The sequence below is a fragment of the Pseudoalteromonas sp. S2893 genome (assembly GCF_005887105.1).
Lineage (GTDB): Bacteria > Pseudomonadota > Gammaproteobacteria > Enterobacterales > Alteromonadaceae > Pseudoalteromonas > Pseudoalteromonas atlantica.
On record NZ_PNCY01000009.1, the window covers coordinates 1 to 13,252 of the forward strand.

Here is a 13,252-nt window from a genome sequence, read left to right on the forward strand (position 1 = left end):
GAGCAATCACTGCTCCAGCTATTTACTCCACTAAATGTTAAACCCTATATTGTGCTTAATTGCCCCTAAATAAAACTAAGTTCTTTAGGACTACAGCCTTAAAATTTAGTAAAAAAATGCCACTTTTAAAAGTGGCATTTTTGTTTGTAGAATCTAACAACTACAATTTTATAAATCGAATGTGCGTGATATAGCAAGTACTATACGCTCATCAGCGTAATCGTAATCTAGGCTTGTGTCTTCAGCAGCAATCTCAATACCAAAGCCTTCGTAGCTAGTTTGGTACGCTAGGCGGTAATGTTTGTATGATTTCTTTTGGTTTACATCCCATGCCCATTTTTCGCCATCAAGCGAATTAGAAATATCAAAGCTTGCACGAATTGCATGATTCGGGGCAATTTCAAAGGTGTGGGCAATCATAGAAATAACATGGCCAGCGCCTGTACCAAAGTAATCCCAGCTATACCAAAAGTTTAGCTCTGTTTGACCATACTCACTTGCATAGCCAAATTTTGTGTAGGCTTCGGCGTAGTTACCATCGCTGTTATTACCTTGGTATGTGTAATAAGCAATACCGTAATCAGCGCTAACCTTGTCAGTTAATTGCACGTATTTACCTAGGTAGGCATCAAGTTCAAAATCAGTGTCATCACCAAAATCTACATTAGATGCCCATGCACCTGCGTACACACCGCTGTCGAACGCGTAATCAAGGCTTGCTTGAATTGCAGGGTCGCTATCAGTTTGTGTTACACCGTTAAAAGTATAGTCAGATGCTGCTGTAATGGTTGTTGACCAGTTAGCTGACACCGTAGTTGATAAAAGTGTGAAAGGTAGCGCTACTGCTAGTTGTTTTAGTTTGTTATTCATTGTTGATCCCTAATGTACAGTTTCTATTTTTGTGTAATCTATTTTGTTTGCTTTTGGCGAACTGTCTATATTGTTAACCGTTTTAAATTTGCTGTAGCCAATAAATGCAGCACAGCCAAAAAACAGTGCAATTACTAACGCGCCAACCCATTGAATTTGTAAAAACTCAAGCTTAAACAATAGGGTTAGTAACGAAAGGGCAACAATATTGAGTATCATATAGTTCTTTTTACCTAAACGTTTAACCGTTAAGTTAAGGTTATCTGTGTATAAGCGTATTAATGAATCAAGCGAATTAATAACAAACACTATCCCAACAAATACCATGGCAAAGTTTTTAATACCCGCTGTTGAAATACCCATTTCGTGGTAGTGATAAAGTACGCTAAACCAAATCGCAATCGGAATAGATGGAAATATCAACATTGCACCTAATACTTGGTATGTTTTAAGGCCGCCTACAAAGCGAGACGTAAATTGGCCAATCATAATGCTCCACGCAAACCACCAAAATAGATAAAATTCATGGTAGTCATTAAGCGGTAAAACAAACTGATTTATATTGGCAAAGTAAGTACCAATTTCAGCAAGGTTATTGGTAAATGCCGACATTTCGCTGTCACCAACGACAAAGGCACCTGCCCACATAAAGGCAATTAATGCGATAAATAACCACGTTGTAGAAATACTTAAAAAGCGCACGTATTTAATATCTGTACTTGAGTACACAGCAAAGCAAATAGCTGCAAATACAATAAAGTAGAAGGTAGGTATAACGCTCGAACCATCGCCTAGCTCTGGTAAGTACCAGGGTAAGTTAGAAAGCAGTAGGTAAGCCGTAAAGGCACATGTGCCAATAATAACCACGTTATTAATGAACTTAACCCATGAAATTTCGAAAAATTTAACTTTGGGCTCTATTACACAGAAATAAAAGCACGTAAGAAAGTAAAATCCCCAGATCAAGAATCCCCAGTAGCCAAACTCAATAGCCAGTGGGTTTGCAAACGCGTATTCTGGGCTTGCTTTTATGTCTGCATAACCTGCAAATTCGGTTAATGGAAACATGATTAGGCCAACGTCTAGGCCTGAGGTAAATAAGATTGCGATAAAGGTAAACGTTCTCACTGGTGTTACGCCTACTACGCGTACGTTACCCCATTTAAATAAAATAGTGATAACAGCAAGTAGCGTAAATATAATGCCAGCACTAAGCCATATAGTCATTATCGCCCTCCCAAAATGAATAAAAGTAACTCATAAGTTCTCCGTTTTTGTTTTATTACTTGCACAAACACCGCGTAACCAATTTACGCCGTGAGCCACTGCAAGTTGAACGTGCCCTTCATAGTGTTAGGCACGTTATGGCTTAATTAAATCTCGCTATTACGTTGCGTTGTTTGCCAATTACTGCTCATGGCAACGTCCACAGATGCTTGCGGTAACGGTGTTTTACCTAAAATTAGATCCGCTGCTTTTTCTGCAACCATAATTGTAGGGGCATTTAAGTTACCATTTGGCACCGTTGGGAAGATTGACGAGTCAACAACACGTAGCCCTTCAATACCATGAACTTGGGTATTAGAATTAACCACGGCCATGTCATCTTCGCCCATTTTGCAAGAACAAGATGGGTGATAGGCACTTTCTACTGCTTGGCGTACAAAGGCATCTATTTCTTCGTCGGTTTGAATGTGCTTACCTGGTTGAATTTCTTCATCGCGGTAGTCATCAAATGCACTTTGCTCAATAATGTCGCGAGTTAGGCGCACACACGCTCTAAAGCCTTCAATATCGTCTTTATGCTGCAAGTAGTTAAATAAAATTTTCGGCGGTTGCTCAGGATTAGCTGATTGAATTGTGACACTACCCCGGCTTTTAGGTTTGTTATGACCTACATGCACCTGAAAACCATGACCCGCAAATGCACTGCGTCCATCGTAGCGCATCGCCGCTGGTAAAAAGTGGTACTGAATATCTGGCCATTCAACGTCTGGTTTTGAGCGAATAAATGCACACGACTCAAAGTGGTTTGTTGCCCCTAAGCCTTTTCGGGTCAGTAGCCATTTAGCGCCAATTAAGCCTTTTGAAATAATACCTAATTTACCGTTTAAGGTAATAGGTTGTTTACACTTGTACTGAAAGTAAAACTCAAGGTGATCTTGTAAGTTTTGACCTACGCCTGGTAAGTGATGCTTTACCTCAACACCGGCTTCTTCAAGTATGGCTTTATCGCCAATACCCGAAAGCTGTAAAATATGGGGTGAGCCAATTGGACCTGCACTTAATACAACGTCTTTAGTCGCATGCGCCGTTTTAAGAGTGCCATTTACTGTGTACTCAATGCCTGTGGCTTTTTTGCCTTCTAAAATCACTTTTTGTGCTAAAGCACCTGTAATAACTGTTAGGTTACTGCGTGATTTTACTGGGTCTAAATACTCGCGCGAGGCCGAACTGCGCACACCGTCTTTAACAGTCATGTGCATCGGGCCAAAGCCTTCTTGCTGAGCTGCGTTGTAGTCGTCTGTGTGTGCATACCCTGCTTCTACACCTGCTTTTATAAAGGTGGTGTAAAGCGGGTTTTGCATTTCGTTACCGTTATTAACGCCAAGCGGGCCTGTGCCACCACGGTGCGCATTTTCACCTAAATAAAAGCTTTCTGCTTTTTTAAAATAAGGTAAGCACGACTGATAATCCCAGCCGTTAGCACCATGTTGTTGCCACTCGTCAAAATCTTTCGCGTGGCCACGTACATATACCATGCCATTAATTGATGACGAACCGCCTAACACTTTACCGCGTGGGCAGTGCATTTCTCGGTTATCTAAATACGGCTCTGGCTGAGTGTGAAATTGCCATGCGTATTTATCTGTATTCATAGGAATAGAGAGCGCAGTTGGCATTTTTATAAATATACTTTTATCGCTACCACCGGTTTCTAGCAATAGCACTTTATTGTTTGTATCTTCAGATAAGCGATTTGCAAGTACACAACCTGCAGAACCGGCGCCAACAATAATATAGTCGTAAGTGTTACTCATAGTTGCCACCTTAAAACGGGCTTTCTATGTCGGCCATGCCCACATAGATAGACTTTGTTTGCGTGTAATGATCAAGCGTTTCTATGCCATTTTCACGGCCAATACCTGATTGCTTGTAACCACCAACAGGCATTTCAGCAGGTGAATTACCGTAAGCATTAATCCAACAAATACCGGCTTCTAATTGGTGAATAACACGGTGCGCACGTTTAATATCGCTAGTAAATACGCCTGCGGCTAAGCCAAGATGTGTACCATTTGCACGGACGATAACATCGTCTTCGTCTTCAAAAACAAGCACGCTCATAACTGGGCCAAAAATTTCTTCTTTAACAATAGTCATTTCATCGTTGCAATCGGTAAATACCGTAGGTGCTACAAAGTAGCCATTAGGCGCTGATTCAGGAGAAAGAGTTGTACCGCCAGTAAGTAGCGTTGCACCTTCGGCCAAGCCACTTTCTATGTAGCTCATTACCAACTCTTGATGCTTTTTAGAAATTAATGCCCCAAAGTTAGTATTTAAATCTTGTGGGTCGCCGGCAATAATATTTTGCTCAGTACGTGTTTTAAGCTCATCAATAAATTGTTGATATACATTTTTATGAACATAAATACGGGTACAGTTAGTACAAATTTCGCCTTGCGTATAAAAGTTACCTAACATGGCAGCACTGACTGCTTGCTCAATATTGGCATCTTCAAACACTAATAAAGGTGATTTACCACCTAATTCCATTGTTACGTCTTTTAATGTACCGGCAGCGCTTGCCACTACTTTTTTACCTGTGCCTACTTCACCAGTAAACGACACTTTGTCTATTTCACTGTGAGAGGTTAACCACTGACCTACATCACCTGCACCTTGCACAACGTTAAATACGCCGGCAGGTACGCCTGCTTCAACAAAAACTTCAGCTAGTTTAATAGCACCTAAAGGGGTTTCTTCAGAAGGTTTAAAAATAAACGCATTTCCTGCGGCAAGGGCAGGGCCCGATTTCCAACATGCAATTTGCAGCGGGTAGTTCCATGCACCAATACCAGCACAAATGCCTAGTGGCTCTTTGCGGGTATAGTAAAAGTCTTCGCCAACCATTTGCTGCTGGCCAACTTGTGCTGGTGCTAGGCCCGCAAAGTATTCAATTACATCTGCGCCTGTTTCTATATCAACGCAGTTAGCTTCTTGCATTGGTTTACCTGTATCAAGCACTTCAACTAAGGCAAGCTCGTCATTACGCTCACGCAATAAAGCAACCGCTTTTAATAAAATACGGCTACGTTCTATTGGGCTCATTTTTGACCATTGAGCAAAGCCTTGTTTTGCACTTTCGATAGCCGCGTTTTGAATAAATTCGTCGGCAACTTCTACCGAGTAAATAACTTCATCTGTGGCTGGGTTTTTTACATCAAAAGTTTCACCACTTTGGTTTGCAAGGAAGTGGCCGTTAATAAAGTTTTGATAGACAGGTGTAGTCACGCTAGGCTCCATATTGCTTGATGAGTGAATGTACATAGCTTTTTGCTAATGTTTCACTGTGTTTAAATTGGTTTTCGTCAGATTGACTTAATACTGCTCTTAACCATAGGCCATCAATCATGGCGGCGCTAAGTTCTGCAGCTTGCTTTGCTTGCTTTACGGGCATTAGTTGCTTAAAAGAAAATGCTAAATTACTTTGCAAGCGATTACTGTTTACATTTTGCAGCCTGTGCAGTTCTTGATCGTGCATTGACTGCGCCCAAAAACTTAACCACGTACGTGTGGTGTCGTTGCGCTGTTGAACAAGTGCAAAGTTGGCCTCAACAATAAACATCAAACGCTCAATTGCGCTGGTGGTTGGCTCAACTTTTTCAATTAATTCATTTTTTAAATTCGATAACAAATACCTAACGGTTGCCTCTATTAACCCCTGCTTACCACCAAAGTAATGGCTAATAATGCCAGATGATAAACCCGCATTTTTACTGATGGTGTTAATGGTTGTTCCTTGCAAACCGCGCTGTGCAACTGACTCAATGGTCGCGTCAATTAGCTGCTGACGCCTGACAGGTTCCATTCCGACTTTAGGCATAATTTTTATTAATTGAACGTTCAATAAAGATAAGCTTAATGTAATAGCTCTAACAATTCAAGGCGCAAGTAAACAACCAGATACCAAGATGTAGATGGATTATTAATAAAAACGGGTTAATTTGTAGTAGTGCCATATGCAGGTCCTGATTAATATAATTGTTTATATTCAGTGAGTTATATTTTAATTTTTAAACGCTAAAAATAGTAAGGATTTGTTTACGGGGTATGAGTAATAAAAAAGATAAATATTCGTTAGAATGGTAATAGTTAGAGTACGAAGGGTATTTTAAATAAGCAAACGAAACCATTTCACATGTTTAATTAGTGTACTAATTAAAAAAGTAGCAGTGTGTAATGGCTATAAGAGGAGGGATTAAGGTTAAAAAAGGCGTGTAAATTAGGCGCTATTAATAACGCCTTTAAATAATAGTGGGTAGCGTCTAAGGCGATTACCTATGTAATCATCGGCTAAGATTTGTTGGCATATAAAATTAACATCGTTACTGGCCTCAAACACCCAGTCAAAGCGTTCAATAGCCAGCAAAAAACCGCGTTTAAGGTGAGTCTGTTCGCGGTATTCATTTAGGTTTCGACGGATTATCTCCAGCTTTTCTGGGTGCGCTTGCAGCTCAGTAATTACCTGGTTTATAAACGTGGTGGTTTGCTTGTTTGTGGTGCGTTTACGAATGCGTCTTGGCTGCATTATTCCTCATTAGCAATGTTGTATAGTTTTTTTAAAAAGTCGTCTTTATGTTTGTCATGCTCATAATCTAGGTGATAAGCATTATGAAACCCAAAGTGCAATAATACGCCGCTACCTTCTAAGTAAATAGTGTAGCCGTCAATGTCAGAGTAAGCTGTAACACCTTGATAATGTTTACCAATATCATTTTGTTTACCGCGCTGCTGAATACGTTCGTACACAGAGAGGATCTGCTTGTTATCGAGTTCGTTTTTCATCATTAACCCTTTATTGTTTAAAGCTATTACGTTTTATATATGAGGGTCGATCACCGTAAAAACAATGCCTAAAAAGCGCTAAAATAATCTTGCTATTAACTGGTTTTACCTTATGCTCAAGCCTCATTTTTTGTTGAGCTTACACCATGATAGACAAGGCTTTACTCCTTAAAACTCGCGAACTGTCAGAGCAATTAATTGCTTTACAAACACCCATTAGAATACTCGATGCCATTAACTGGGATAAACAAATCAAAGAGGCGTTTTTTAGGCAAAAGTGCCAAAAAAATCCGCTAATCGATAGCGCCTATTACCAGCAACGAGATTTAGGATTTGTCCCCAGCGAATTACGCCAAGCGTTTTCTAACTTGCATCGCAATATTATTAACCAGTTAGGTCAGCTAAATCCTATTTCTCAATACATGGGTAAAATGTGTAGTGAGTATAAAACGGTGCTCAGTATGCTTGAGTATAGAGGAACGCCTGAGTTTCATGATTTGTCGGTAGAGCTTTTTGGTCACCCAAAGGATTTATTTCATGCGGGTGAACCTTCACTGTTCGAACTTGCCAATATGCTAGAAAAACCACTGCAAAACTTATTAATAGCCGATATTTTGCCAGATGATCCTAAAAATATTAATGCAAGTGATGCAGTGCGTATTTTATCTGAGCAAGTAAATAGCAGTATGGCGGGTATTAATGTAGAGGTTATGCTCAGCGATGGGATTGTCAGTGATGCTGCTGCAGGTGCAAATAACATTAAGCTAAATCAAGATGTTAAATTCTCACAGCGTGAGCTCGATATTTTAGAAGTGCACGAAGGGTGGATACACGTAGGTACAACGCAAAACGGGCTAGCTCAGCCTTATCTAACCTGTTTAAGTAAAGGGACGCCAAGCTCAACAGTGACTCAAGAAGGCTTAGCTGTTTTAACCGAAATAATTACCCTTAAATCAACGCCTAGGCGTTTATCAAAGTTAGTAAATCGTATTCAAGCAGTTACTAAAGTGATTGATGGCGCAGAGTTTGTTGATATATACCGTGACTACTTAGCGCAAGGGCTTTCAAAAGATGAAAGCTATACGTTAGCACAACGTGTATTTAGAGGCAGCTCGGCAACAGGCTTACCTTTTACTAAGGATATTGCTTACATTAAAGGATTTGTGCTGGTATATAACTTAATTCGTGTTGCTATACAGCTTGGGCGCATTGATCAGCTGCCATTATTGTTGGTCGGAAAAATATCGATTGATGATTTTAGACTTATATCGCAATTACATAGTTTAGGTGTAATAGAAAGTCCAAAATTTGTACCACCACATTTTAAAGATTTACGAGGTTTAGCAACGTGGCTAAGCTTTGGCAGATTTATAGGTGACTTATCGTTTGAACAGTTAGAAAACGACTATAAACCATTATTTTTGTAATAAGTAGCGCAGGTTGCTTTTATTAGAGCCTGCTCTGTTGAGCAAAAAGGTAAACAAGCCCCAGTTATTTAATGCAATAAAAAAAACGCAGTTGGAATGAGCAACTGCGTTGAAATGTATAGGTACAAGCCAGCGTACCTATAGCGAGGAACTTATTTTCTTAACCTGTTAATACTTGGCTGTGCATTTGCTCGTTTAATACAACGACCTCAGCACGTTTAAAAAAGTTAAAGTCGGTTGCTGTAGCAAGTGTGTAGGCACCCATCATACGGCTAATAATTAAATCGCCATTGTTTAGTTTTGGCAGCATAATTGAATCACTTATTACATCTATACTGTCGCATGTTGGGCCTGCAAGTACCGACTCAAAACGCTCGCTATCTTGTTTTGCACTATCGATAGGGTAGGCTGCTTCATCAAACATTAAACCGCTAAAAGAGCCATAAACGCCATCATCTAAGTAGTACCATGTTTTACCTTCGCGCGTGGCTTGTCCCATTACAGAGGCAACACTGGTTACACTACTTGCTACAATAAAACGGCCAGGTTCAGCAATAATTTGCATTGTTTCCGGTAATTGTGCCAACGCGATATTAATAGGCGCACAAAATACATCAATTGGTAGCACATCTGCGCTGTACGGCACAGGAAACCCACCACCAATATCGAGCGTACTAAGTGCTGGTAAGCCTAACTCAGCCACCTGTTTAACTACTTTTGCAGATGCATTTATCGCTTCAACGTATTTAGTTGGGTTAGGTGATTGCGAGCCAACATGAAACGATAACCCTTTAATACGAATACCAAGTTGCTGGGCAAGGCTAATAATGTCGATTGCCGCCTCTGGGCTGCAGCCAAACTTTTTAGATAAGTCAGCAAATGCATCTTTATTACGAAAGCTTAAACGCACTAAAATTTCGGCTTGATCTTTATAGGCAATAAATTTTTTAAGCTCGTTAATGTTATCCACCACAAACACTGTACAGCCGTAGGCAAGTGCGTCGCGAATGTCACTGTCGCGCTTTATTGGGTGCGTGTGAATCGTACGCTCGCTTGGTACGCCTTGGCTTGCTACTAAGTCAACTTCGCCACTGGTTGCTAAATCAAAGCTTGCGCCTTCATCTAACAAAGTGCGCACGACAGCAGCATGCGGTAAAGGCTTTAAAGCAAAATGTAACACAACGCCAGGCAGTGCATGTTTAAGTGCACGGTATTGACGACGTATAGCGTCGCAGTCAAGCACCATTAGAGGTGCGCCAAATTGTGAAGCAAGTTGTTCAATGTGGGCAATACTCGGTTGCGCGCAATCAATTGCTTGATTTGCAGCAACCGCTGCTGCAGGTACTTTAGTTACGGTGTCTTGTTGTTGTGTTGATAAAGCCATTTTATTTTCCGAGTCAATTAAGCAACTGCTCGGGTATGGTGTATCCACGAGTCAGTTGAGTGAGATCAATAGTGCAAACGCACAGTCAAATTCACTCTTGGATAGTTGCTCTATCGCCTTGCTACAAACGGGGTTTGTAATGTACTCGGATTGGCTATCATCAAGAAGCGGCGAGATAATAATGTAGGTTTTTATTTAGCGCAATAAAAATTTTAAATAAATTTAAAATAATTTATTTGTTATTAAAATCAGTGGCTTATGTTGATTTGTGGAGTTTGTCTTGACGATTGATTTTACTCATCAGAGGTTAAGTATACGTGCTCTTGAGAGTAAGCAAGCATCATAGCGCTAGATGTATCAGCACTATAGGCTTGTTGTAAACTTTTTTGTAAGCGGTCGTAAATTTCGGGGGTGTTCATTAAAATATTGATGGTTTTTATTACTTTTTCGCCAAGCTCTGACTTACTACATGCAAAGTAGCCATTAACAAATTCTGGAAATTCAGCTATTTCACGACTATCTATTTGTGTTAGTTGCTCACTGGTGAGTGCACCAAGTACGTTAACCTCGTAATCGACAATCATGTCTATTCTATTATGGATGAGAAGTTGAGGCAGTTGAGAGCTGGTATCTTCTGAGCTTATTGCTGCAATTTGCTCATTATACTTTGTTAAAACAGGCTCAAGTTTTTGGTAACTCGTTCCTGAGTCTACGGCAAGGGTAAAATCTTTTTCTAGTAGTTGAGCAACAGAGACTCGTTCAGGAAAGTTTTGTAAGGTGCGTTTAAATGCGTATATTTTTCGTTGCTCGTAAATAGTAGTTGGTATACTTGAGAACAAAATATGTTTTTCACGCTCGGGCGTTTTTATTATATCGTAGCTGCATACTGCTTCATTACCCATAAGTCGCTTGATTAAACGAGCTTGGTTGGTCCACTGCAATTTAGTATTAATTGTATGATTGAGCAGGCTTTCGAACGTTTTATCTGAGTTTAAAAAGCCATCAGTAGACGCATTCGCTCTAGAGAGTAATGTAAGTGGTTCATTTGCATGGCTCAATGATGATATAAGCAGTACATGCAAGATAATCAAAAATTTAGTAAATACAGGCATAAAACTTAGTGTAAATGTTCTAAATATTTTTGTCATAAAAAAAAGCCCAAACGGGCTTTTTTTAAGTTAAAACATTAAGGCATGTTTTATTTTTAACGCGCGTTAGTGCTTTCAAAGATTTTATCAGCAGAGGCTGCAACAAACCCCGTGTAAAGCTCGCCATCGGCTTTAGGGTATCTAATGGCAAACTCATAAAAACAGCTAGGGATCCGCAGGTCACCGTCGCTGAAGGTGACAGCGTAATCATCTGCAAGGGTTGATGATTGCTCTAATAACACCTCTGGTGAGCCTTTTACTTCGCCACCTGATGTATTTAGGGCAAAGCCTGCGTCTTTAAGTGCTTGGTTAACATCCTGAATATTATCAAACTTAGCAAGCATATTAATATTTACAGTAAAGTGGTTTGCACGGTAGCCCCATGCCGACATCCACGCTGCGTACTCACTTTCAGCGAGTAACTGCTTGTAAGTATCGCTACTTACTTGCCAATGGGTGCCTGAGTATAAAAAGTTATCGGCAGTTACTGCGTTTTCATCTATTTGCTCTACCATATCTGTCACAATGGCTTGTAACTCGGGTGAACACTTTTCAACTAATAGCTCTGAAATAAATACTTTAGGTTGCTGAGGATCGCTGTGTTCGTAGTGTTTAGCATAGAGCTTTTTAGCTTCAAAGTGGTATTCACCACACTCTGTATAACCAAGTGCTAAAAAGTGCGCGGCTAGTTTTTCAAGGCCTACTTTTTCAATATTAAAGGTACGCAGCGCAATATGGTCGTTAATAATGTCATCTTTTTGCGTTGAGCCTAACAGATCATGAATTTTATCTGCCGAGGGGGTAACGGCTAAATAGTTATCCCATAGGTTTTCAAATAATGTATTTACGTTAGTGTGCATGTTAAATCCTTAAATTGGGTTATTCACTTATTCAATTACTAAGCCTGGCGCTAAAGTTTGTGGCAGGTTTACCTTATCGGCCTCAACTGATGCTACAGGGTAGGCACAATAATCAGCGGCATAATACGCACTTGCTCTGTGGTTACCACTTGCGCCTATGCCACCAAACGGTGCTGCACTAGAGGCACCCGTAATAGGGCGGTTCCAATTGACAATGCCGGCACGAATGCGCTTTAAAAAGTGGCTATAATCATCTTCGTTATCGCCAAGTAAGCCTGCTGATAAACCAAAGCTGGTGTTATTGGCCTCTGCTATTGCGCTGTCAAAGTCGTTGTAGCGATACACTTTAATGAGCGGGCCAAAGTGTTCTTCATCGGCCATGTTGGTAATGTTAGTTACATCAATAATACCTGGGCTTACAAACCCAGTGCCTGCTTTTAGCTGCTTAAGCTCAACAAGTATTTCGCCACCACTTGCAACTAATTCATTTTGCGCTGCAACCATGCCTAAGGCGGCTTTTTCGCTGATCATGGCACCCATAAATGGTTGATCGCTTGCAAAGCTGTCATCAACAACAATGTTTTTAGTTGCGCTAATCAGTTTTTCTAAAATAGCATCGCCATTGAGCGATTTTTCAATAAACACGCGGCGTGCACAAGTACAGCGCTGGCCAGAAGTAATAAAGCCCGATTGAATAATATCGTGCACTGCAGCGCTTACATCGGCTACGTCTTTAACTATCAATGGGTTATTACCGCCCATTTCAAGCGCTAATATTTTACCTGGGTGGCCTGCAAACTGTTTATGTAATAAATGACCTGTGTTTGAGCTGCCGGTAAAAAATAAGCCGTCTATGTATTGATGCGAAGCAAGTGCTTTACCTGTTTCTACTTCACCTTGCACAAGATTAATCACACCTGCTGGTAAGCCTGCTTTTAACCAAAGTGATAAAGTAAATTCAGCAACGTGAGGGGTTAGCTCAGACGGTTTAAATACCACGGTGTTACCCGCTAAAATAGCCGGTACAATATGGCCATTAGGTAAATGCCCAGGAAAGTTATATGGGCCAAATATAGCCACAACGCCGTGTGGTTTATGGCGTATAAAGGCTTTTGCACCCGGCATTGGGTTTTCAGTGGTGCCGGTACGCTCGTTGTACGCTTTAATCGAAATGGCCACTTTACCTGTCATAGCGCCTACTTCTGTGCGTGTTTCCCAAAGAGGCTTGCCGGTTTCGCGCGCTATAATGGCTGCAAATTCTTCGCTGTGCTCTTTTAATTGTGCTACAAAGTTTTCAAGTATGGTGATACGCGACTCAATTGGCGTATCTGCCCATTGTACTTGTGCGGCTCTAGCTGCATTGATTGCAGCATCTACTTGATCAGCTGTTGCGCCATTACCTTGCCATACAACTTCGCCGTTACTCGGATTAACAGAGCTAAAAGCGGGGCCTTGGCCTGAATGCCATTGGTTATTTATAAGGTGTGTGTTCAT

Annotated in this window: 12 protein-coding genes; 1 reads left to right on the forward strand and 11 read right to left on the reverse strand. The window is 40.7% G+C overall.

All coding sequences use genetic code 11. The annotated features are described in order from the left end of the window. Positions 1-168: 168 nt before the first annotated feature. From CWC04_RS04860 to CWC04_RS04890, 7 genes are all read right to left on the reverse strand, one after another. Positions 169-870, reverse strand: a complete 702-nt coding sequence (locus CWC04_RS04860; protein WP_138684777.1) for a TorF family putative porin — start codon at positions 868-870, stop codon at positions 169-171. Positions 871-879: 9 nt separating this feature from the next. Then, on the reverse strand, positions 880-2,097 hold the full coding sequence (locus tag CWC04_RS04865; RefSeq protein ID WP_138684778.1) for a BCCT family transporter: 1,218 nt from the start codon (positions 2,095-2,097) through the stop codon (positions 880-882). 146 nt (positions 2,098-2,243) lie between these two features. Next, entirely contained in the window at positions 2,244-3,911 is a 1,668-nt protein-coding gene (gene betA, locus CWC04_RS04870) for a choline dehydrogenase (protein WP_138684779.1), read from the reverse strand. A 10-nt stretch (positions 3,912-3,921) separates the two neighbouring features. After that, a complete protein-coding gene (betB, locus tag CWC04_RS04875) occupies positions 3,922-5,385 on the reverse strand; it encodes a betaine-aldehyde dehydrogenase (RefSeq protein ID WP_138684780.1) in 1,464 nt (487 codons plus the stop codon). Between the two features lies 1 nt (position 5,386). Then, complete coding sequence (gene betI / locus CWC04_RS04880; RefSeq protein WP_024031790.1) at positions 5,387-5,962, reverse strand: transcriptional regulator BetI; 576 nt, start codon at positions 5,960-5,962, stop codon at positions 5,387-5,389. Positions 5,963-6,376: 414 nt separating this feature from the next. Next, complete coding sequence (locus CWC04_RS04885) at positions 6,377-6,682, reverse strand: hypothetical protein (RefSeq protein ID WP_004586449.1); 306 nt, start codon at positions 6,680-6,682, stop codon at positions 6,377-6,379. Then, positions 6,682-6,939, reverse strand: coding sequence for a DUF3081 family protein (locus CWC04_RS04890; RefSeq protein ID WP_138684781.1), 258 nt, complete (start codon positions 6,937-6,939; stop codon positions 6,682-6,684). The genes CWC04_RS04885 and CWC04_RS04890 overlap by 1 nt, the downstream gene beginning before the upstream one ends. A gap of 146 nt (positions 6,940-7,085) precedes the next feature. On the opposite strand from CWC04_RS04890, the gene CWC04_RS04895 reads away from it, so the two are divergent. Then, a complete protein-coding gene (locus CWC04_RS04895) occupies positions 7,086-8,366 on the forward strand; it encodes a flavohemoglobin expression-modulating QEGLA motif protein (protein ID WP_138684782.1) in 1,281 nt (426 codons plus the stop codon). Positions 8,367-8,526: 160 nt separating this feature from the next. On the opposite strand, the gene CWC04_RS04900 is transcribed toward CWC04_RS04895, so the two are convergent. The 4 genes from CWC04_RS04900 to astD all read right to left on the reverse strand — a co-directional run bounded on the left by CWC04_RS04900 (position 8,527) and on the right by astD (position 13,252). Then, the gene (locus CWC04_RS04900) at positions 8,527-9,750 is read right to left on the reverse strand and encodes a type III PLP-dependent enzyme (RefSeq protein WP_138684783.1); all 1,224 of its coding nucleotides are present in this window, start codon (positions 9,748-9,750) and stop codon (positions 8,527-8,529) included. A 293-nt stretch (positions 9,751-10,043) separates the two neighbouring features. Next, positions 10,044-10,898, reverse strand: a complete 855-nt coding sequence (locus CWC04_RS04905) for a transporter substrate-binding domain-containing protein (RefSeq protein ID WP_138684784.1) — start codon at positions 10,896-10,898, stop codon at positions 10,044-10,046. Positions 10,899-10,954: 56 nt separating this feature from the next. Next, entirely contained in the window at positions 10,955-11,758 is an 804-nt protein-coding gene (locus tag CWC04_RS04910) for a DUF1338 domain-containing protein (RefSeq protein ID WP_138684785.1), read from the reverse strand. Between the two features lie 27 nt (positions 11,759-11,785). Then, entirely contained in the window at positions 11,786-13,252 is a 1,467-nt protein-coding gene (gene astD / locus CWC04_RS04915; protein WP_138684786.1) for a succinylglutamate-semialdehyde dehydrogenase, read from the reverse strand.